Here is a 20,921-nt window from a genome sequence, read left to right on the forward strand (position 1 = left end):
CATGAAAAAACGTGCCCCCTTCAGTCGTGTATTGATAGCTCTGGAAGGTGGTTTGCAGGATGATATAATCCTGCGCTACTCTGCCTATCTCCTCTCGCATATGCGCGTGGACAGTCTTTTCCTGATGCACGTTACTGAAGACCTTGCCCTGCCCCAGGAAATACTGGAAAAGTATCAGGATCTCTTACCTCCCAAGGAAGAGCAACTGGAAAAATACCTTCGCGAACTCTATAATGCCTCTTTTGGTGAAAAGGCGGATTATAAGGTTCAAAGCATATTAAGCGAAGGCGACCCTTTTGAGCAAATATTGCGACAAAGTCATATTAAGGACATTGACCTTATTATTATGGGTCGACGTTCCGAAGATCGCAATCACCAGCTTTTAGGCGCAAGGCTGGCTGAGCAAGGCCCTTGCTCTGTGCTTTTGGTGCCCATGCACGCACATCTGGAAGTGAATGAAATCTTTCTGCCCATTGATTTTAGTGAACATGGACAGATAGCCATGCATTTCGCCGAAGAATTATCCGAAAGCATCAATGCGGAAGTACGCGGTATTCATTTCTATGCCCCTGCTCGCGGTTTTTTAAAGAATGCTGAAGCAGAAAGGGAATTACGAGGTGCTTTGCGCGATACCGCCAAAAAAGAATGGATTCGCTATAAAAAGGAATTAGAGCTACCTCAAAATTGGTCTTGTGAATTGATTGAGAATCGTGGTGAAGCGCCTAATCATGCCCTCTTTTTAGCGGAACATTTTGGAAGTGATTTAATCGTAATTGCCTCTAAAGGAAGAACCGCTTCCGCAGCGGTTTTAATGGGATCCTTTGCTAAAGAGATGATTCGCATCAACCGAAAGGTTCCTTTACTCATCCTGAAAAAGAAAAGAGAGAATCTGGATTTCTTTGAAGCTTTAAAAGGCTTACTCGACTAAAATGGAAGCCTCGTTGCTTTCCGCTTTTGAATATCATTTAGGACTTTTTCTGCTCTTAATTCTCTTCGATTGGGGACTGGGCATTCTGTGCTTAGTCCCTAAATCATTGATCATACGCTCATTTGGACTCATGCTTTTAGCTTGGGCCCTTGTTAATAGCCTGATCTATTATCTCTTAGAACAACACCATCAGGCGAAAGCCTTAGATCCAGCCGTTAATTTGGAGAACCATTTAATCCAGGTTTTTAACTGGAATATTGGTTTGGATATTCTTTACTTGATAATCGCCCTGATGCTGCTTCTATGGCCTCGCAAAAGGCAGTCTAAAAAGCAAAGGATTCTTACAGGTCTGGCTCTGGGAGTAACCCTTAATGGACTCTATCTCTTGATAATAGATAGCCTATTTCGCTGGATGCAATTGAATTAGCGTCGCTGCCAGAAATAAGGCATAAAGAGAATCAGTACCGTAAACATTTCCAAACGACCGAGTAACATCAGGAAACTCAGGAATAGCTTACCACCGGCAGGGATATGGGCGAAATTATCCACTGGTCCAACCGAACCTAAGCCCGGACCAATATTACCAAGCGTAGCGGTAACGGAACCTACGGCCGACATGAAATCGAGGCCAAACATGGACATTACAAAGGAGCCCGCGAAAAAGACGGTAAGCCAAATGAGCACGAATGCTGCTACGGTATTGGTGATATTCTGTGGTACCGCACGATCATTAAAACGTACGGGAATAATAGCATTAGGGTGAATTTGCCGCTTAAGCTCTAGAAAGGAGTTCTTAATCATAATAATGTGGCGCATCACTTTGATTCCGCCCGCGGTACTCCCAGTAGAACCACCAGAGAAGAAGAGCACGAAGACTAAGAATATCAGGAAGTTAGGCCAAAGCAAATAGTTCTCAGTAACGAAACCAGTGGAGGTCATAATTGAGATTACCGTAAAGAATCCACCACGAATCCCTTCCTCAATGGAATAGCTTTGAAAGATGATCAGAACCAGGGCCACTACCCCACTAAATATCAGGGTATTCCAAGCATATACCCGGAATTCTTCATTCTGGCGTAATTGCTTAATCCGGCCGCTAAAACCGAAATAAAGTAAGGTAAAGTTTACCCCGGCTAAAAACATGAAAATGGTGATGATATAATGAATGGCTGGCGAGTTAAAAGCCGCAATACTCGCATTCTTAGTCGAGAAACCACCGGTCGCCATAGTCGCCATAGCATGGTTAATCGCATCGAACCAGCCCATACCCGCCACCCACAGGGCAATAGCCTCGGCAGCGGTTAATGCGAAATAGATAAACCATAAGCGCTTTGCGGTACCGGTAATACGCGGATGTAATTTATCTGGAGTAATACCGGGGGATTCAGCGATAAAGAGCTGCATGCCTCCCACCCCTAAAAGCGGTAAAATGGCCACCGTAAGAACGATAATTCCCATACCACCAATCCAGTGGGTCATACTACGCCAAAAGAGAATGGATTTAGCCTGACCTTCAATATCGGTTAAAATGGTAGCTCCAGTAGTGGTAAAGCCACTCACCGTTTCGAAAATGGCATCTACAATATTGTCGATCGCCCCAGTAAGCGCAAAAGGCAAGCTACCTAGCATCGACATGGCTACCCAACCCAAGGTTACAATTAGGAAACCATCGCGCTTACGAACATCACGATTGGAATTCTTGAGATTGGGAAGGTAGAGCAAGGCTCCTACGGCCAGGGTGATTCCGGATGAAAGTAAAAGACTTTGCCAATCTTCACCATAATACACGGCAACTCCTACCGCAAGCAGCATCATAGCGGCTACAATAGCTAAGAGGGTGCCGATTAAGGCGAAGGTCATTCTGGGGTTAAAAAGATGCATGCTTAACGAAAGTAACGACTCACCTTTTTCGCACATTCGTTTTTAGCGAAAACAACCACTTTATCGCCGGGTTGAATGCTGAAATCTCCGGTGGGAATTAAGCCTTTATTATTGCGGATTACTCCTCCTACCAAAGAACCCTTGGGCAGGTCGAGATCCTTAATTTTCTTTTCGGTAACCTGACATTTGGTGCTTACATTGAACTCAATCACCTCAGAATCAATTCCGTGAATAGTGGAGAGCGTTACAAAGTCACCCCGACGGATATAGCGATAAATAAAGTTAGCCGCGGCTAATTTCTTGTTAATCAAGCTATCAATACCAATACTTTGGGTTAAGGAAAGGTATTCGATGTTTTCAACCATGGCAATGGTTTTCTTCACGCCACGATCTTTAGCTACCAAACAGGTAAGCACATTGGTTTCGGAGTTTCCGGTAACCGCTACCAAGGCATCCGTGTTTTTCAGGCCTTCTTCTTCTAGCTTTTCTACATCGGTACCATCGAAGTTAAGCACCATTATTTCTGGATGCTCAGAAGCAATTTCCTCGGCCTTTTCAGGATTCTGTTCAATCAGTTTTACATGGAAATTCCGACAAAGCTTGCGGGCTAAATGCCGACCGGTACGACTACCACCAATGATAATTATATCGTTGATTTTGATCTTTCTACGACCAGTTACTTCCAGTACTTGTTCTACCCCTTCTGCATGGGTGATAACGAAAAGGTGATCATTGGCCATAACCACGGTATCACCCTTAGGGATAATGGTTTCATTATTCCGGCGAATGGCCACTACAATGTAATCACGAACATCGCGTAAGCCCGCAATTTGGGCCATGGTCTTACCTACAATGGCGGCGTCTTCCTCTATATCAAGACCTAATAAATTGATCTTACCATTTTCAAACTCAATCGATTCAGAGGCCGCATTGGTATTGAGCAGATGACGTACTTCCCGCGCCGCTAAGGATTCTGGAGAAATCAACTCATCGATTCCCAAATCTCGGATGTTCAATACATCATCACTGGTGAGGTATTGCATTTGGCTGATCCGGGCAATAGTTTTCTTAGCTCCTAATTGCTTGGCGTATATAGCACTCAGGATATTTGCTTCCTCAACTGATGTTACGGATATAAACAAGTCAGCATCCGACACTTGCGCCCTTTGCAAGATCGAGAAATCCGTTACCTCACCAGAAATAGCAATTGCATCGATATTCTGATCCACATTTTGCAATCGATCCGCATCATGGTCGATCAGGGTAATATCATGTGATTCGCTCGAAAGCCAGGTTGCAAGGTGGGTTCCTACAGCTCCAGCACCGGCAATTACAATCTTCATCTTTGATCAAAATAAAAGACAAAGGTACATAGGAATTAGAGCAATACAAGAGCACATTTAGGGCTGCTTATATGTGAACAATTCGGCCTAAAAGTCTTATTGCTGCTGGCTTTTTCGTAAATTGAATGCACAACCAATTTTATAGACTATGAAAAAGCTCTTACTTTTTTGCTTGGTGGGCGGCCTGTTTATGGCTTGTCAAGCCCCCAAACCCGAAACTGCTAGTGAAGCTAAAAAGCTTGACAAAAAGGCCTTGCGTGAATATATCATCGCCATGGAAGATACCTTGGCTATGGCCTATCGTGAGAAGGATATTGATCTCTTTTCGAAGTTTTATTCGAAGAACGCCGTTACCTATGGTGAGGGTCGTGATCAATTATTCGGAAAACGCGATATTCTCAATCACTTTCGTCATAGCATTGTTGAAGACAGTACTCATTCCTTCAACTTCAAATACACTACCATTGACGTATTTGCCACAGGCAAGGATATGGCAGTAGAAAGTGGCCGGTGGGCCGAGATGGATTCCAGTGGTGCCGAAATTGAGCACGGCTTCTATATGGTAGTATTCCAGGAAGTTGATGGTCGTTTGGTTTCCGTTCGTGATATGTGGAACTCGGCCAAGAGCGAATAATCCTTTTAAAAATCTTTGCTTTGCGGACATGATAGTCCATGAAATTCCAAAGATCGTTGAGGCTAAAGACCTCGACGATCTTAATCACGTAAACAATGTGGTGTACCTGCAATGGGTACAGGATGTTGCCAGTAGCCATTGGTTTAGTCGTGCCGGTAAAAATACCGGTGTCATTTGGGTAGTGCGCAAGCATGAAATCGAATACCTCGCTCCTGCTCATTTAGGGGATGAGCTTAGCTTAAGGACTTGGGTGGAAAGCATGGAAGGCTTGACCAGTCTGCGAAAAGTGGAAATACTACGCGGTACGGAAGTAATTTGTTGTTGCACCAGTCAATGGATAATGCTGGACGCTAAAAGCTTTCGACCTCGACGCATTAGTCCCGAATTAGCCGCACTCTTTATTGAGCAGAGCTAGGCGACTATTCACTTATATTTGGGTAGCCTAATTTGTACCGATGTCTCAGACCCCTAAATTTCTGGTGAAGCAAGAACGCCAGGTTCGTCGCTATAGCTTTCGCAATATGGGTGGTTCCATTCTGGACGCCTTTAATCTGGAATATGGAATTCTATTTACCCTGAAAGAATTGCTTCTTCGTCCGGGTGCCTCTATTCGCAGCTATTTACAGGAAGGGCGATTGAAATACACCTCTCCCTTTCGCTTATTGATTCTCAGCACCGCAATCCTACTTCTATTGTTTCAAAGCAGTGAGGTGGCTTCTGATTTTCAAGAAGGATTTAATTATGGGGCCAATCAGAATGCTGAAGCTGGAGTGGAAGCTTCAAAAGTTGATGGTGCTAAATCCGCGGCTAAGGTCTATGAATTGTTCAGCGAATATTTCAACCTCCTACTCTGGTTTTACATTCCCGTGATTAGCCTCTTTTCCTGGCTCTTTAACCTTAAGCGGGATCTGAATTTCGCTGAGCACATTGTTTTCAATAGCTTCTATACCAGCTTAATCAATGTTTTTTCCCTGATTATGCTTTTGGAATTCGCCTTGGGAAATGAGCTCACTGGAATCCTATATATCCTTCTAGCTTTTGTTTACTATATGTGGTTCTACAAGGATCTATTTGAAAAAAGCTGGCTGCGCTCTTTTTGGGAATCCATCGCAGTCTCGGTGATTAGTGCCTTGATTTACATCTTCCTAATCGCAATTTTAATGGCCTTGGCCATTCAAAAAGGTTTAATCCCATTAGATTAATCAGCATTAAGGCTGGTAATGGGCACCCGCTCTTTTAACTGACCTTGAATAAAGGCTCTTTGCAATATATTTTCAATCAATTTATCCTCCTCCACCTCTTCAGGCTGATAAGGAGTTTTTAAATCCATATGATTGAAATAAGCCACTGTATTCCACCAAAAGGCATTCCAGCCACTGCGATATTCCGAGATAAGATCGTAAGTAGACATTCCCGTTTCTCTTGAAACTAATTTGGAAAGAATTTGGCCTTCACTATGAGTGAGCTTAACAATCTCTTCCTCAAAATCCTGACGAAGGTATTCTTGAAACTCCTTGATCAAACGCTTTCGCTGCCAGCGATTCTTACCTTCTAAAGTTAATTTAAGGCTATCCATTTTATTGCCGGCAATCACCGCATAAGGATATACCTTCATCACCTTGCGCTTAAGGATAAAATAGCGTTTGCGCGCCTCTTTAGAATCAAAGCTGGGCTTATCTACCAGCAGAACTTCATCCAATACCATTATCGGTATGGTATCGCCATCTACAATAATAGCATCCATGATATCGGTGCGATTCATGGCGGCATATTGCACAATGCTATCCTTCAGGCTTGATCCCGTTTTAATCGGTTGGGCCCAAAGACCTCCAATTTGCAATAGGCTAATAATGAATATTACCTGAAGGTGCTTTATCATAGGCGTTTAATCTTCCAATTACTGCGAGTGGCAGAACCATTGGCATCTGCTAATTCATTCTGCTTAGATTGGTCTCCCATCATTTTTGCAACGATCATACCAGCGATATCTCCATCTGCATGTTGACTTTGATCGAGGTATTCCGGTTTGAAATGCTTGTTCACAAAATGGGTATCAAAATCTCCACTAATGAAGGCTTCATGCTTCATTACAAAACGAGCAAACTCCATAGTAGTATGTAGACCCACGATCTTGTAATCATCAATGGCACGGATCATACGTAAACGAGCTTCTTCGCGATCCTTACCGTAAGTTACCAATTTTGAGATCATAGGATCATAGTAGATCGGAATATCCATGCCTTCTTCAAAACCATCGTCAACCCTCACCCCTACGCCATGAGGACGTTGGTACACGCGTAGATTTCCGATATCTGGCATAAAGTTCTCACGGGCATTCTCGGCATAAACACGCACTTCAATAGAGTGACCGTGAATCTTAAGATCTTCTTGTTTAAAGCTTAATTCCTCACCACGGGCTACGCGAATTTGCTCTTTCACCAAATCAACACCGGTAATCATTTCGGTAACCGGATGCTCTACTTGCAAACGGGTATTCATTTCCATAAAGTAGAAATTATGGTCTTCATCCATAATAAACTCTACCGTTCCGGCACCCAGATAATCACAGGAGCGAGCTACATCTACCGCTTTTTGTCCCATCTCCGCTCTCAATTCATCGCTAAGGATGGCGGAGGGAGCTTCTTCGATAACTTTTTGATGTCGACGTTGAACCGAGCATTCTCTTTCGAATAAATGCACGCGGTTTCCATGACTATCACAAAGTACCTGCACCTCAATGTGGCGAGGTGAGCCTACGTATTTCTCAATAAAAACAGCGCCATTACCAAAGGCACTCTTAGCCTCAGAGATCGCACTGTGAATCTGTTCTTCCAACTCTTCTTCGCGTTCCACCACCCGCATTCCTTTACCACCACCACCGGCAGAAGCTTTGATCAAAACCGGGAAACCGATTTCACGGCAAATGGCAATTGCTTCTTTGGGATCATCAATGGCGCCTTCGGTTCCAGGAACTAAGGGAATGCCAAATTCACGAGCTGCTTCCTTGGCGGCTAGTTTATCACCCATCACCTTCATAGAGTGGGCTTTGGGGCCGATGAAAATCAAACCGGCATCTTCTACTGCTTGAGCGAATTCGCCATTTTCACTAAGGAATCCATAGCCTGGGTGAATACCATCGACACCTAATTCCTTACAAGCAGCAATAATTTTATCGCCTAACAAATAGGATTGGGCCGAAGGCGGAGGTCCAAGGTATACAGCTTCATCTGCGTATTTAACATGTGGAGAATTGCGATCTGCTTCAGAGTATACCGCTACGGTTTGAATACCCATTTCGCGAGCCGACTTCATTATTCGCAAAGCGATTTCGCCGCGATTGGCAACAAGAATCTTATTCATGGCTAGTCTAAAATTACCAGGCTAAATTACAGCCTATCTGCTGAAATACCGTAGCTGTCTTCGAGTTTAATTGCACAAATGACTAATTTTTATGAGCTCTATAATTCTCAAATTCAAGCTAAATCCCTAAGCTCCTTAAAGCCCAGCAGCCCTTTATCCTAGCTAAGCTAAAGGGCCATTCAAACAAGGCTTTCATTGATATCCAATTTCAATCCGCTCAACACCAATTAGTCTGAAAGAGAATAAAAAAATTGTAAATTGATTTCTTAAATTCAAATGGCATTCAGTGTTTTAAGCAAAACTGGAACTCCCCTGCTTCTTTGAATTTTTTCGGAATGAAAAGACCAAGCCGAGGAAATGACCGAGTCAAACCCAAACATTCAGGTACTCTGTATTGAGAGCCAAAAGAAAGATCAAGAGTTCCTTAAAAAGCTATTCTCAAAATTTACTAAGATTAGTTGCGAGCTACGCTTTTACAGGTCTGTGAAAGAAGCTTTAGCGGATCCATCGAATTTGGAATTTCAATTATGCCTGATTTCTGAAGATCAATTAGCAGAGCTTCCAAGATTAATTAACCTTGTTCCTACTAGTCCCTTTCTGGTTTTAGGCACTGAGGCTAATACCGATAGAATCCCGGAAGCCCTGGCAGCAGGCGCCAGTAATTATCTACTCAAAAGCTCTCAAATGGGCTTTGAGTTGGAAAAGTCCTTGATGTTTTGCCAAAGACAATTGCAATTATCTAAAAAACTGGAACTTACCGAAAGGCAAAACCAAACCCTCTTTAAGGTAATGCCCGAAAGTATGGTTATTACCCGACAGGATAATGGTCATATTGTTAGTGTTAATGACACTTTCACCGAAGTATTTGGTTACCGCTTGGAAGATTGCATTGGTAAAACCTCGATTGAAATTGGCCTTTGGGATGATCTTCGAGATCGAGAATCCATCTTTGTGGATTTACCCAACAATGGGGAAGTTCGGGATCTTGAAATTCGGCTTAAACGCAAGGATAATCATACCATCCCCTGCCATATTAGCTTTTCGACCTATCAATACATGGGTACAGACTACCTTATGAGTGTAATTGTAAGTCAAGAAAAAGCGGAAAACCAACGCAGAGAATTGGAATTGGAAAAAGAGCGCTTTAGAACCTTAGTGGAGAGTGCTCCTGATCTTTTCTTTTATACGCGAGATTTCAATGCGATCAACTATGTCTGTCCTCAAGTATACAGGCATTTAGGCTATACCGAAGAGGAAGTTCTTAAACTATCCTACCATCATTTCCTTACTGAAAAATCGAAATCAGAATTTGCGAAAATTCAATTTCCTGAATTCATGAAGAAGGGCGAAAGCAAGGTGCTTAGCCCTTTTGAATTGGTTCATAAATCCGGGAAAGTGAAGCAATATGAACTGTACTTGATTCCAGTTAAGAATAAAGAGACCGGTTGGGTTGAGTTTATCCAGGGGATAGCGCGCGACATCAGTGATGAGTTGGAGACTTTTGAAATGTTGAAGCTCTCCAACCAAAGAAACCTAGAAGCCCTGGAAGAGTTAAAGGCCCACCAATATGCTATTGATCAGCACAATATGGTGGTGATTACCGATTTGGATGGAAAGGTGAAGTTTGCCAACGATAATTTCTGTAAAACCAGTGGTTATTCTAGGAAGGAGCTGATTGGTTCCAGCACCCGTATCTTAAACTCTGGGCTTCATGATGATGCCTTTTTTGCCCATTTGTGGAATACGGTATTGGACGGCAATGTATGGAAGGGCAATGTTTGCAATCGGCATAAAGACGGGCATCTCTATTGGCTGTCAACCACCATAATTCCTCGTAAAGATCAGAATGGTGAAGTCTACGAGTTTATCGCTCTTCGCACGGATATTAGTGAATTAAAGGAAGCTGAAAAGGCTCTAAAAACCAGTCAAGAAAATCTAGCTAATATCCTGAACTCTAATCCACATGAGATTTGGTCGGTTGATCGGGAATTCAAGCTTTTAACCTTAAATCCAAATTTCAGGAACAATTTTGCGCAGCATTTCAATCATGACCTGAAAATCGGTCAATTGATGACTGAAATCCCAGGTTTCCCTGATGAAATAGCTATCCTCTGGAAGGATCGATACAGCAAGGCCTTTACAGGCGAAAGCCATAGCTATCAGGATCATTACCATCACCCCATAAGCGGTAAACTCAAGCATTTATTAGTTAGCATTTACCCTACGCTTAGTGAGGATGGTACTATCGTTGGTGCCAATGTTTTTTCACAGGACATCACCGAAAGACAAGAAGCGAAGGAAGAACTAAAAGTTTCCAATATCCGCCTGGAAGAGGCTCAAGCCATGGCTATGGTAGCGGATTGGGAATACTTGCCCAAGGAGGATATTTTGACCAGTTCCAACAATATGCCGCAGATATTGGGATTGGCTGATAATTCGAACCTTTTGGATCGTAAAGTTCTGGCTCGTTTTGACCGCCCGCATCGTTCCGAAATTTTCCACAGCTTAAAGCTGGCGCTATATCAGGGCGAAAGCACCCAAAATTTCTGGCTTTTCCACACCCCACAGGGTAAGGAGCTCTGGTTAGAATGTAAAATCCATCCCGAATGCAATCCTGATGGCGAAATAAGTCGAATCAGAGGAGTGGTGAGGGATGTAACCGAAATTATTCACCTTCAGAAAAAAGAATACCAGCAAAAGCGAATCTTTATTGACCTGGCGAATAGCAGTTCGGATTTATTGCGCCTCAATGAAATCAATCAGGTTTACGATGCCCTTTCCGAATCCATTTACCAATGGTTTAATGAAAAGGTAGTGGTAGGATCAGGAGCGGTGACCGAAAATGGTTTGGAAACGGAATATCGAATGAACCATTGCATCATTCCTCCTAAGCTTAAAAAGGCATTTACTTTCCTGGAAAAAGCAGCCTCCTCCAACCAGGTATTTCCATCGGTAATGCCTATCATTGATGGATTACGACAAGGCAAGGTTTTTAAAATTACCGAGGATTTAATCTACCTCCTGCCCTTCTTGACCAAGGAAACGGTAGATCCCATTTTTAAAGCTTTCCCTCATTTCGAATTGATTGCCATTGGCATTAGCTACAATAATGCTTACAAGGGAACCACCTTTGTTTTCTTCCCGGAAGGCACCCCGGATTACTATTCTGATCAATTGCTGGAAGTATTGGGTAATCAGGCCAGTACCGTAATGGAGCTCATTGAGTACAGAAATGAACTAAGAGACAATGCCTTGATCTTAAATCAGGCGCTCAAAGCCGCTGGCTCCGCTATTTTCTACTATGATTTAGAAAAACGTCGTTTAGATGGTGATCCCAAACTTTACGAGTTAATGGGCGCTTCGGATCGTAAGGGCAATCCAATTCATGAAGAGGAATTAACATCCCGGATGTCACAGGAAGATATTCAGAGAATGCTTGAGTTTGTCTATCCTAAGTCTGAGCAATATATCGACACCTATCAATTTGATTTCAGGTTTTACTGTTTGGATGATAAATGGCGCTGGTTTGAAGATCGGGCCAAGATTGTTCGTCGTGATAAGAATGGAAAAGCCCTTGAAATTGTAGGTATCCGAACAGATGTTACTGAAAGAAAGGAAAGAGAAAATCAGTTATTGCTTTTAGAATCCACCGTAACTAATGCCAATGAAGGCATTCTAATTACAGACGCAAGGGATTTAGACGGAGATGGCCCCTATATAATCTATGCTAATAAAGCTTTTGAGCGCATTAGTGGCTATACTTTAGAGGAGGTAAAGGGTAAATCACCACAAATGTTGCAAGGTCCGGATACCGATCCCTTGGAGCTCGAGCGAATTGCCGAATGCCTCTCCCAATTTAAACCTGTAGGAACTGAGCTTATCAATTATAGCAAGGAAGGCATCCCTTATTATGTAAGCATATCTATTGTTCCGGTTCTTAATGATCAGGGAGAAGTAACTCATTTTGTGGCACTGGAAAGGGATACCACCGAAGAACATCGCCAAAAGGCTGAATTGAAAGAGCTACTCATGCGCTTTGAATTGGCCACTAAAGCCAATACGGTAGGAATCTGGGATTTAAACCTGGCCGATAATGAGCATTTGGAATGGGATGACAATATGTTCCGATTATATCAACGTAGTCCAGATAATTTTAACAATAGAATCGAAGATTGGATATCCTATATCCACCCTGAAGATCGGGATGAAACGGCCAAAGCATTTCAAAGCTCAGTGGAGCAAGGCTTAGATGATGTCAACTTCCGTTTCCGAATTCGGGCCGGAAATCAAACCAAGCATATTGCGGCCATATCGAAGGTAGTTCGTGATCACGATGGAAATCCCAAACGTATTGTAGGTTTAAACTGGGATGTTACCGAGCTGGAATTGAAGCGTTTAGAGCTAGAACAGATGCGTTTGAATACGGAGGCGCTTATAAACAGTACTGATGATCACATGTGGTCGATAAACGTACGCTTCCGCCTCCTCAGTGCGAATAAGAGCTATCTGCAATTCCTGCAAAATCGCAGTGATCATGCTTTTAATATTGGGGATTCCGTGCTTAACGAGCGCTTGGGTGAAAATCATTTAAAGCGCTGGAAAGGCTTATACGAAAGAGCATTTAGTGGCGAGCAGGTGAATGTACAGATCGAAGATCAATCCCAATACGGAGATCAGATTTTCGCCATCAGCCTCTACCCTATTTACAATGATGCGCGGGTGATTACCGGTGTTGCCTGCTATTCTCTCGATGTAACCGAAAGAACGCATTATTTGGAAACCATTGAGCAGCAAAACCAAAAATTAAAGGATATCGCCTGGATGCAGTCCCATGTTATGCGTGCGCCAGTAGCACGAATCCTAGGCTTAATCGCCTTATTGAAGGAAGAGAATTATGAAGGTCAGTCGGCCAGTACACAAGAAATTTTGCAGTTCATCAATGAATCTACCGAGGAAATGGACCAGGTGATTAAGGATATCACGGCCAAAACAGAACGCTTCAAATTAGATTTACAGTAGGTACCTTTGCAAAATGCGAATGGAAGATACCATCTGCGCCCTTTCTACCGCTGCCGGAATGGGTGCTATTGCGATGATCCGGGTAAGCGGACCCGAAACATATACTGTACTAAATAAGATCTACAAGCCCTTTTCAGCTCAGCATAAGCTGGAAAATAATGAGGGCTATAAAATGGTTTTCGGCTCCCTCATGGATGGGGAACAATTGATCGATGAAGTGATGCTGGGCTTATTTAAAGGCCCAAAATCCTATACCGGTGAAGATGTGATCGAAATTAGCTGTCATGGCTCCACCTATATTCAGGAGCGCATTTTAGGTCTATTAATGCGCCAGGGTATTCGCATGGCCGATCCCGGTGAATATACCCTGCGGGCTTTTATCAATGGCAAAATGGACCTTTCGCAAGCGGAGGCCATTGCCGACTTAATCGCTTCAGAAAATAAGGCCAGTCACCAAATTGCCTTGCAGCATATGCGGGGCGGTATTTCCGATGAAATTCGGGCTCTGCGCTCCGAACTAATCGACTTTGTTTCTCTTATTGAACTGGAACTCGATTTTGCCGAGGAAGATGTGGAATTCGCGGATCGCTCAAAATTTCAAGAATTACTCAATCGCATCGAGCAAGTACTCAGCAGTCTTATCTCTTCTTACGATACCGGAAATGCCATTAAAAACGGGGTTCCCGTGGCAATTGTAGGCGCACCCAATGCAGGGAAATCCACCTTGCTGAATGCCCTACTCAAAGAAGAAAAAGCGATTGTAACGGAAATTGCCGGTACTACCCGCGATGCCATTGAAGATGAAATACATATTGATGGCATCAGCTATCGTTTTATTGATACCGCAGGTATTCGCGAAACCACTGATATGGTGGAAAGTATTGGAATAAAACGCACCTACGAAAAGGTAGAACAAAGTGATTTGGTACTCTACCTCTTTGCTGCCGATCGCCTCCAAAGCCCCGAGGGCTGGCAAGAACTAGAATCAGAATACCAGGATATTCAAATTCGGGCGGGAGAACGCAATTTCCTCTTCATCCTCAATAAAGCGGAATTAGTACCCGAACTCAGCAGTGAGCAAGAACAAAAGCTCAAAGACCTAAAGGCATTACATCTCAGTGCTAAGGATAAAAAGGGGTTAGAAGAACTACACGCGCAAATCAGCGCTTTTTACCAATGGGGTGATCTTGCCGCTCAGCAAAGTATAGTTACCAATGTTCGCCATTTGGATGCCTTGCAAAAGAGCTTAATTCAGATAGAAAAAGTGCGCGAAGGCCTGGACTTTGGCATTAGTGGCGATCTGCTCTCCATCGATATCCGCGCTGCCCTCAGCGAATTAGGCAGCATTATCGGCGAGGTGGATGTAGATAAGGATATACTGGGGAATATCTTTGGGAAGTTTTGTATCGGGAAGTAATTACTTTTCGAATAGTACGCTAAACCCTTCTTTTACTTACTTTTAGGCTGTTTTTACTTCCTTTTCTTGTTGCTAAATTTCCTATTTTTTCCTATCTTTCGTTTCTAATTTGTTGCTGACCAATCAATATTTGTTGTTAGCAACAGATTTTTAAGATAGTGGCGAGATTATGTTACATAGAGATACATCCTGATACAAAGGGGTACACTCTGATACAGAAACAAGCCGAAAAAGGAAACACCATGAGCAGCAACATTCGAGTTCCCAAAATCTGTCAGCATTGCGGTACTGAGTTTATCGCCAAGACTACTGTGACCAAATTCTGTGGTGATAACTGTGCTAAGCGTGCCTACAAGAAACGCAAGAGAGATCAGAAGGTACAGGAGATTGCCCCTACTGCGGTACAGAAACAAGAATACAATCAGGAGCAAGTCAGAGACAAAGACTTTCTAAGTATTGCCGAAACCTGCAAACTACTAGGAGCAAGTAGAATGACCCTGTACCGTCAAATAAAGAACGGAAAAATACAAGCTGCAAAAATTGGGAGCCGAACCATTATCAAGAGAGAAGAAATCGAAAAACTGTTTCAGGCATGAAAGTAACACTAAGAAAACGTAATCAAGGTGGCAAGACCAGTCTATACCTCGACTACTACCACAAAGGGAAAAGGAAAACCGAATACCTCAAATTATACCTTTCTCCTAATGCAAAGACTAAGGAGGAAAAGGAAGTCAATAAAAAGACACTCCAATTAGCCGAGACTATTAGAGCACAGCGACAAATCGAAATCCAAAACGGTGTTTATGGATTCCGAGACAATGAGAAATTAAAAGGCAGCTTCCTTGCATATATTGAGCTACTTGCCAACCAGAGACAAGACAGTCCAGGCAATTACGGCAATTGGACAAGTATGCTGAAACATCTAAAGGCTTTCTGTTCCTATGAGGTATCCTTCTCAGATATTGACCGACAGTTTATTCAGGATTTCAAATACTACCTTGATAAGAAGGCTATTGCACATGGTGACCAGAAACTATCTCAAAATTCTAAGTACTCCTACTTTAACAAGCTGCGAGCAGCTTTAAAGCAAGCAGTGAAAGACGGTATTCTACCTACCAACCCAAGTGAAGGAGTTGACGCCTTTAAACAAGGTGAACCTGAAAGAGAATTTCTGACTTTGGAGGAACTGCAAGCAGCAGCCAATACGGAATGTGAAATACCTCAGATGAAAACGGCATTCATATTTTCATGCCTTACTGGTTTGCGGTGGTCAGACATTAATAAGCTACTCTGGTCAGAGGTGCAGCACTCAAATGATAACGGGTATTACATCCGATTCAGACAAAAGAAAACCAAGGGAGCAGAAACCCTCCCTATTTCAGAACAAGCCTTTGGCTTGCTCGGTGAAAGGCAAGCTCCAGAAGAGCGAGTATTCAAAGGATTGAAATACTCTGCATGGCATAACCTGAAATTGCAACAATGGATGATGAAAGCTGGTATCTCCAAAACCATCACTTTCCATTGTGCCCGTCATACCTATGCCACTTTGCAGCTTACGGCAGGAACTGATATTTACACAGTCTCAAAGCTCTTAGGCCATAAGGAATTGAAGACCACCCAAGTCTATGCCAAAATCATAGATGAAAAGAAACAGGAAGCAGCCAACAAAATCAAACTTGACCTATGAGCAATCAAACCAAATTACTTGACGACATCCTGTACCAAGAGCTTCGCCCTTGGTTAGGAAAAAACAGCCTTGATCAAAAGTATGCTTCCAAACTCAGTAGCGTAAAGGAAGCCTCCACAGATTTTCAATTCAAATATGAAATCAGCTTTCACAGGCCATTCGATCACAAAACAAAGTACTATTCCAAACTAATATTGAATAATGTCAAATCAGAATGTGTCAGGCTTGTCGAGCTGATCAAGGAGGACAACAACGAAAACTTAATCAAGTATTGGCTTGAAGACACACTTAACAAGCGGATTAAAACACGTTTAAAAGACCTTGGAAAGCTCATTAAAGAAAAGGACTATGCACTGACGTACATAGATCCTAAAAAAACATCCTTTGAATTAGACCAAACTCACAAGGCAAACACATTCATCGTACAGCTTCTAAAGCTTGCATACATGCAGCTTTACTTAGAAATCCAAAATGCTTTCAGCACTTGGATAGAAGATCAATTCATACTGGAGGACTTTTACAGCCAACTACTTTTAGAACCTGTCCCGGACAAACATTTCTTGAAACCAGTTCAAGTAATTGAAGTTGAATCCAAACCATTACCAGCAGCCAAAACGGAAACCGCAGCAACGGCAAATTCATTTCATTCATTTACCTACAAGCAGCTAAACACCAACCCAGATAAATTGACCGATTTATGGGATAGCCTAAAGCTGAATCATTTCATTAGCAAATCCACAACCCTACTCAACTTCAAAAAGGTATTCTCAGGAGGTGAAATCAAAACACCTATAGAATGGACAGGAAATATCAGCGAGCTATTCTATTTCATTAAGCTGATATACTCAGAACATAAGTTGGTGGATGATCTAAAGCAAAAGCAATGGGAAGTGACTTGCCTATGCTTCGTTGATACTGATGGGAATTCCTTTGACAGGTCAAAGTTCAGGTCTTTAAAAAGACCGAACCTGACAGGAGATAAAATAGAAAAGGCAGTTTCGCACCTGATATAGTCCACTCTGCACTATACTCCTTTTATCTTTTTTCTGTTTTTGTTTAGTCCTCTTTTACCTTAAAAGTGGACTATCAATTTTTACAGCCCACTCTGCACTCTGCACTCTACACTGCACCATGCTTTAGAGCCTCATAACGCCCCTTTTAGCCTCCTACTTTAGCATCGTATTCGACAATCGGATATGACTTTTGGCCAAGAGTCCATTCATTAATTCTTAATACGATTTAAGATGGACGAAATAATTGAACGTCTTGAAAATCTCCAACGCCTAATTGAGAGCCAGGGGATTTACACGAAAGAAGTTTTAAACTTCAATGAGGCTTGCCAGTACTTGGAGCTTTCACAGTCACACTTATACAAGTTGACAAGTGGAGGTAATATTCCACACTACAAGCCAAACGGAAAGAAGCTCTATTTCAAGAGAACGGAGTTAGAAAGCTGGTTGCTTCGCAACCGCAATTCTACTCAGGAAGAAATAGACCGCAGAGCTGCGGATTACCTAATCAAAAAAGGGAGGGTAAAGCTATGACAGAGGTTTTCGATATGCTCTTGACAGTAGCTCAAGACATAAAAACAATCAAAGCATACCTCCTCAATTTCCATAAGTCACGATTGGAGCAATTCAGTGACGAATGGATTGATGGTCAGGTAGTGATGCAAACGCTGCACATTAGCAAAAGAACCCTTCAATCCCTTCGGGATAGTGGGGTTCTTCCCTACAGCCGAATCAATGGCAAGTTCTATTACAAAGTTTCTGATATGGAAGCTTTACTGGAATCCAACTACTCACCTTCAAAATCAAAGCATTATGGAGATCAGTAGAGAAGCCATTTTGAGAAAGACACATTACGGCTTGAATATCTATGCCCATGTATTACGCCACTACTATCAGGGTGAAACAGTCCTATCCCTTTCGGGACGGGACTGCAAACCTGCTAAGAATCCTTTCAATGCGGACAAGCCCACATTGATGGTTAAAGTAGTTGACGGCATTGCTACACACACAGATACAGAAGAAGCCATTGCACAGGGCAATATCTTTGATTTTGCTTCATTGCATTTCAGCCTCGAAGGGCAAGCCCTTCTCGAAAAGATCAATGAAGAACTATACCTGAGAATTGGCAAGGAAAGAGGTTTTTATCATCAAGAGGAAACGCAACCTGCGGTTGCTATTCCTGAAATTCAAAAGCCTACACCGCCAGTATTCAGCTATTTCAAAAAGCCTGTTTCTAATGTGAAACCAAGTCGCCAAGTCTCCTTGATTGAGGTGTACCATCTCATCAAAGGCAATGATTTTGCTTCGTGTACAAGTACACTTCGCAACATCTCAGAGCCAAAAGATGCCCGAAAATACAAGGCTCAAAACTTCGATTATGTGACCTTCTCAGGCTCATTCTCTAAGCGGAATGATGCAAACCTCCAAAGACATTCAGGTTTGCTTACAATCGATTTTGACCACATTGAGGACATCCCAACGCTCAAGCAATCATTACTCGATGACCATTATTTTGAAACGGAGCTACTGTTTGTATCTCCTTCAGGTGATGGGTTGAAATGGGTAATACCGATTGACTTGACACAGGCAAAACACCAGGACTATTTCAAGGCAGTGGCAAACTACGTTTCCCACACCTATCAATTAGAAGTAGACCAGTCAGGAAAGGACATTTCAAGAGCATGTTTCCTTCCGCACGATACAGAAATATTCATCAACCCTAAATACATATAGGTTATGGAGCGAAAAACATTCAATCCGTTGGAATGGCTTGATAAGCCAGGGCAGCAAGTAAAAGTTACAGAGCAAAGCAAATACAATACAAGTACACAACTCGAAGAAGTTGAACGAATCATTCAAGGCATTGAGGCCAGCCACATAGATGTCACCTCCGCTTACAGCGATTGGGTAAACATCGGCTTTGCCTTTGCGGATGAGTTTGGTGAGACAGGTAGAAACCTGTTTCACCGTGTTAGTCAATATCATCCTGAGTATTCCACACAGGAATGCGACAAGCAGTTTGATAATTGCATGAAGGCAAGGGGTCAGGGAGTTTCCCTGAAAACCTTCTTCTATCATGCCAAGGAAGCAGGAATACCACTGACTACACCAAAGCAGGAAAGACAAGCCTACAGCCCTGCAAGCAGGTCTGAGAATCATAGCAAGAATCTCAATACTCAGGCAGAAATCAAGAAAGAACCGGAACAAATGCCAACCTTTTCTGATTCCTTATTTCCTGAACTTCCTGAGTTTTTGCAAAAGGTAATACAGATAGCCACTTCCAATGAGGAAAGGGATATTCTACTCCTTGGCTCCTTAGTGGCTATTAGTGCTTGTTTACCCAAAGTGTCAGGTATTTATGATGGCAAGCGTGTCTATTCCAATCTGTTTCTATTCATTACCGCCCAAGCCTCGGCAGGTAAAGGTCGTTTGGTGCATTGTCGCCAACTAGTGAATCCAGTACACAAAGAGTTCAGGGAGCAAGCCAAACTCCACAAGCAACATTACGAACTGGAATTGGCTGAATACAACGCCAACAAAGGGAAAGTTGAAGGAATAGAGAAACCCGAGAAGCCACCCGAAAAGATGCTCTTTATACCTGCCAATAACAGCTCCACAGGAGCTTATCAATTATTGGGAGATAGTGATGGTAAAGGACTGATATTTGAAACTGAGGGTGACACACTTGCACATGCTTTTAAGAGCGATTACGGCAACTATAGTGACGGCTTTAGAAAAGCCTTTCACCATGAAACTATTTCCTACTATCGCAGGACAGACCGTGAATATGTAGACATTGAAAGCCCTTGTCTTTCTACTGTCCTTTCAGGTACACCCAAGCAAGTAGCGGCATTAATCCCGAATGCAGAAAACGGCTTATTCAGCCGTTTCATATTCTATTACATGAATGTTCGGCCAGTGTGGAAGAATGTATTTGCTTCGCAAACTGCCAATGGATTAGACGACTACTTTGATGCGTTAGGCAATGAGTTCTTTAGCCTTTATAGTTCTTTGAAAGCTGGACAGGATGTTCAATTCTTTCTCACCGCTGACCAGCAAGACCAGTTCAATCAGTTCTTTGGTCAGATACAAGAAAAGTACATGAGCATTCAGGGAATCGACTACATGGCAACCATCCGAAGATTAGGATTAATCGCCTATCGTTTCTGCATGATATTCTCCGCTTTACGGATCATGGAAACAGGTGAAACATCATCAAAGATGATTTGTGAAGAAAGAGACTTCCAAGCTTCGCTTGCTATGGTCAAAGTGTTGGTAAAGCATTCGAGTAAAGTATTTGCAGAACTCCCAGAGGACATTCAGAAACCTACTCGATTAAACAGGAAAGAGAAATTCTTGAACAAGCTGCCCAAGCACTTCAATCGTCAGAAGTACTTGGAAGTGGCAGCAGCTTTGAGCATTCCTCACAAAACGGCAGAAGGTTATATCACTGACTTCTGTAAATCAGGACTGATTCATCGTGAGTCTCAGGACAACTACATAAACACCTCGATTGAGGATACTCAGGATTCTGAGGATGCTAAGGAAAATTAATCCTTGGTATCCTCCATTTCCTTAAAATCCTGAAACATTAAATCCACAAATCTACCTACTTCGTTTCTTCTTTTTCTTTCCTATATT

The 20,921-nt window shown here is 42.6% G+C and carries 18 protein-coding genes; 14 read left to right on the plus strand and 4 right to left on the minus strand.

The genetic code is table 11. The features are described from left to right. The first annotated feature begins 1 nt into the window (after position 1). Entirely contained in the window at positions 2-928 is a 927-nt protein-coding gene (locus H4K34_RS17695; protein WP_210758716.1) for a universal stress protein, read from the plus strand. Between the two features lies 1 nt (position 929). After that, positions 930-1,355 carry a DUF6992 family protein gene (locus tag H4K34_RS17700; protein WP_210758717.1) on the plus strand — a complete coding sequence of 142 codons (426 nt, stop codon included), beginning with the start codon at positions 930-932 and terminating at the stop codon, positions 1,353-1,355. On the opposite strand, the gene H4K34_RS17705 is transcribed toward H4K34_RS17700, so the two are convergent. Together H4K34_RS17705 and trkA are read right to left on the minus strand one after the other, a co-directional pair. Then, complete coding sequence (locus H4K34_RS17705; RefSeq protein WP_210758718.1) at positions 1,352-2,809, minus strand: TrkH family potassium uptake protein; 1,458 nt, start codon at positions 2,807-2,809, stop codon at positions 1,352-1,354. The two genes, H4K34_RS17700 and H4K34_RS17705, sit on opposite strands and share 4 nt — an antisense overlap. Before the next feature lie 2 nt (positions 2,810-2,811). Then, entirely contained in the window at positions 2,812-4,152 is a 1,341-nt protein-coding gene (gene trkA, locus H4K34_RS17710; protein ID WP_210758719.1) for a Trk system potassium transporter TrkA, read from the minus strand. 148 nt (positions 4,153-4,300) lie between these two features. Here trkA and H4K34_RS17715 point away from each other — a divergent pair, with 148 nt between their 5' ends. The 3 genes from H4K34_RS17715 to H4K34_RS17725 are packed head-to-tail and all read left to right on the plus strand — an operon-like array spanning position 4,301 to position 5,988. Continuing rightward, positions 4,301-4,786 (plus strand): YybH family protein, encoded by a 486-nt coding sequence (locus H4K34_RS17715; RefSeq protein WP_210758720.1) that lies wholly within the window; start codon positions 4,301-4,303, stop codon positions 4,784-4,786. 28 nt (positions 4,787-4,814) lie between these two features. Then, the gene (locus H4K34_RS17720) at positions 4,815-5,201 is read left to right on the plus strand and encodes an acyl-CoA thioesterase (RefSeq protein WP_210758721.1); all 387 of its coding nucleotides are present in this window, start codon (positions 4,815-4,817) and stop codon (positions 5,199-5,201) included. 40 nt (positions 5,202-5,241) lie between these two features. Beyond that, complete coding sequence (locus tag H4K34_RS17725; protein ID WP_210758722.1) at positions 5,242-5,988, plus strand: DUF3667 domain-containing protein; 747 nt, start codon at positions 5,242-5,244, stop codon at positions 5,986-5,988. Here H4K34_RS17725 and H4K34_RS17730 read toward each other — a convergent pair. Both H4K34_RS17730 and accC read right to left on the minus strand, forming a co-directional pair. After that, complete coding sequence (locus H4K34_RS17730; protein WP_210758723.1) at positions 5,985-6,665, minus strand: DUF4294 domain-containing protein; 681 nt, start codon at positions 6,663-6,665, stop codon at positions 5,985-5,987. The two genes, H4K34_RS17725 and H4K34_RS17730, sit on opposite strands and share 4 nt — an antisense overlap. Next, positions 6,662-8,146 (minus strand): acetyl-CoA carboxylase biotin carboxylase subunit, encoded by a 1,485-nt coding sequence (gene accC / locus H4K34_RS17735; RefSeq protein WP_210758724.1) that lies wholly within the window; start codon positions 8,144-8,146, stop codon positions 6,662-6,664. Before accC ends, H4K34_RS17730 begins: the two co-directional genes overlap by 4 nt. Positions 8,147-8,503: 357 nt before the next feature. Here accC and H4K34_RS17740 point away from each other — a divergent pair, with 357 nt between their 5' ends. From H4K34_RS17740 to H4K34_RS17780, 9 genes are all read left to right on the plus strand, one after another. Beyond that, the gene (locus tag H4K34_RS17740; RefSeq protein ID WP_210758725.1) at positions 8,504-13,165 is read left to right on the plus strand and encodes a PAS domain S-box protein; all 4,662 of its coding nucleotides are present in this window, start codon (positions 8,504-8,506) and stop codon (positions 13,163-13,165) included. A gap of 13 nt (positions 13,166-13,178) precedes the next feature. Then, positions 13,179-14,582 carry a tRNA uridine-5-carboxymethylaminomethyl(34) synthesis GTPase MnmE gene (gene mnmE / locus H4K34_RS17745; RefSeq protein ID WP_210758726.1) on the plus strand — a complete coding sequence of 468 codons (1,404 nt, stop codon included), beginning with the start codon at positions 13,179-13,181 and terminating at the stop codon, positions 14,580-14,582. A 242-nt stretch (positions 14,583-14,824) separates the two neighbouring features. Next, complete coding sequence (locus H4K34_RS17750; protein ID WP_210758727.1) at positions 14,825-15,178, plus strand: helix-turn-helix domain-containing protein; 354 nt, start codon at positions 14,825-14,827, stop codon at positions 15,176-15,178. Then, complete coding sequence (locus tag H4K34_RS17755; protein ID WP_014022280.1) at positions 15,175-16,269, plus strand: site-specific integrase; 1,095 nt, start codon at positions 15,175-15,177, stop codon at positions 16,267-16,269. Before H4K34_RS17750 ends, H4K34_RS17755 begins: the two co-directional genes overlap by 4 nt. Next, entirely contained in the window at positions 16,266-17,282 is a 1,017-nt protein-coding gene (locus tag H4K34_RS17760; RefSeq protein ID WP_210758728.1) for a hypothetical protein, read from the plus strand. The genes H4K34_RS17755 and H4K34_RS17760 overlap by 4 nt, the downstream gene beginning before the upstream one ends. Positions 17,283-17,513: 231 nt before the next feature. Further along, positions 17,514-17,813: a helix-turn-helix domain-containing protein gene (locus tag H4K34_RS17765; RefSeq protein WP_014022282.1), complete on the plus strand. Its 300-nt coding sequence runs from the start codon at positions 17,514-17,516 to the stop codon at positions 17,811-17,813. After that, positions 17,810-18,106, plus strand: a complete 297-nt coding sequence (locus H4K34_RS17770; RefSeq protein ID WP_100626897.1) for a helix-turn-helix domain-containing protein — start codon at positions 17,810-17,812, stop codon at positions 18,104-18,106. Before H4K34_RS17765 ends, H4K34_RS17770 begins: the two co-directional genes overlap by 4 nt. Then, complete coding sequence (locus tag H4K34_RS17775; RefSeq protein ID WP_210758729.1) at positions 18,093-19,013, plus strand: BT4734/BF3469 family protein; 921 nt, start codon at positions 18,093-18,095, stop codon at positions 19,011-19,013. The genes H4K34_RS17770 and H4K34_RS17775 overlap by 14 nt, the downstream gene beginning before the upstream one ends. Positions 19,014-19,016: 3 nt before the next feature. Next, positions 19,017-20,834 carry a DUF3987 domain-containing protein gene (locus H4K34_RS17780; protein WP_210758730.1) on the plus strand — a complete coding sequence of 606 codons (1,818 nt, stop codon included), beginning with the start codon at positions 19,017-19,019 and terminating at the stop codon, positions 20,832-20,834. Positions 20,835-20,921 lie beyond the last annotated feature (87 nt).

The organism is Croceimicrobium hydrocarbonivorans, from assembly GCF_014524565.1.
GTDB lineage: Bacteria > Bacteroidota > Bacteroidia > Flavobacteriales > Schleiferiaceae > Croceimicrobium > Croceimicrobium hydrocarbonivorans.

What these genes read in the sequence shown, in the direction of transcription:
- mnmE (WP_210758726.1), top strand. Translation starts at nt 13,179, where the DNA reads ATGCGAATGGAAGATACCATCTGCGCCCTTTCTACCGCTGCCGGAATG.
- H4K34_RS17705 (WP_210758718.1), bottom strand. Translation starts at nt 2,809, where the DNA reads ATGCATCTTTTTAACCCCAGAATGACCTTCGCCTTAATCGGCACCCTC.
- H4K34_RS17765 (WP_014022282.1), top strand. Translation starts at nt 17,514, where the DNA reads ATGGACGAAATAATTGAACGTCTTGAAAATCTCCAACGCCTAATTGAG.
- H4K34_RS17720 (WP_210758721.1), top strand. Translation starts at nt 4,815, where the DNA reads ATGATAGTCCATGAAATTCCAAAGATCGTTGAGGCTAAAGACCTCGAC.
- H4K34_RS17695 (WP_210758716.1), top strand. Translation starts at nt 2, where the DNA reads ATGAAAAAACGTGCCCCCTTCAGTCGTGTATTGATAGCTCTGGAAGGT.
- H4K34_RS17740 (WP_210758725.1), top strand. Translation starts at nt 8,504, where the DNA reads ATGACCGAGTCAAACCCAAACATTCAGGTACTCTGTATTGAGAGCCAA.
- H4K34_RS17730 (WP_210758723.1), bottom strand. Translation starts at nt 6,665, where the DNA reads ATGATAAAGCACCTTCAGGTAATATTCATTATTAGCCTATTGCAAATT.
- H4K34_RS17775 (WP_210758729.1), top strand. Translation starts at nt 18,093, where the DNA reads ATGGAGATCAGTAGAGAAGCCATTTTGAGAAAGACACATTACGGCTTG.
- H4K34_RS17780 (WP_210758730.1), top strand. Translation starts at nt 19,017, where the DNA reads ATGGAGCGAAAAACATTCAATCCGTTGGAATGGCTTGATAAGCCAGGG.
- H4K34_RS17750 (WP_210758727.1), top strand. Translation starts at nt 14,825, where the DNA reads ATGAGCAGCAACATTCGAGTTCCCAAAATCTGTCAGCATTGCGGTACT.
- H4K34_RS17700 (WP_210758717.1), top strand. Translation starts at nt 930, where the DNA reads ATGGAAGCCTCGTTGCTTTCCGCTTTTGAATATCATTTAGGACTTTTT.
- H4K34_RS17715 (WP_210758720.1), top strand. Translation starts at nt 4,301, where the DNA reads ATGAAAAAGCTCTTACTTTTTTGCTTGGTGGGCGGCCTGTTTATGGCT.
- H4K34_RS17725 (WP_210758722.1), top strand. Translation starts at nt 5,242, where the DNA reads ATGTCTCAGACCCCTAAATTTCTGGTGAAGCAAGAACGCCAGGTTCGT.
- H4K34_RS17760 (WP_210758728.1), top strand. Translation starts at nt 16,266, where the DNA reads ATGAGCAATCAAACCAAATTACTTGACGACATCCTGTACCAAGAGCTT.
- H4K34_RS17770 (WP_100626897.1), top strand. Translation starts at nt 17,810, where the DNA reads ATGACAGAGGTTTTCGATATGCTCTTGACAGTAGCTCAAGACATAAAA.
- H4K34_RS17755 (WP_014022280.1), top strand. Translation starts at nt 15,175, where the DNA reads ATGAAAGTAACACTAAGAAAACGTAATCAAGGTGGCAAGACCAGTCTA.
- accC (WP_210758724.1), bottom strand. Translation starts at nt 8,146, where the DNA reads ATGAATAAGATTCTTGTTGCCAATCGCGGCGAAATCGCTTTGCGAATA.
- trkA (WP_210758719.1), bottom strand. Translation starts at nt 4,152, where the DNA reads ATGAAGATTGTAATTGCCGGTGCTGGAGCTGTAGGAACCCACCTTGCA.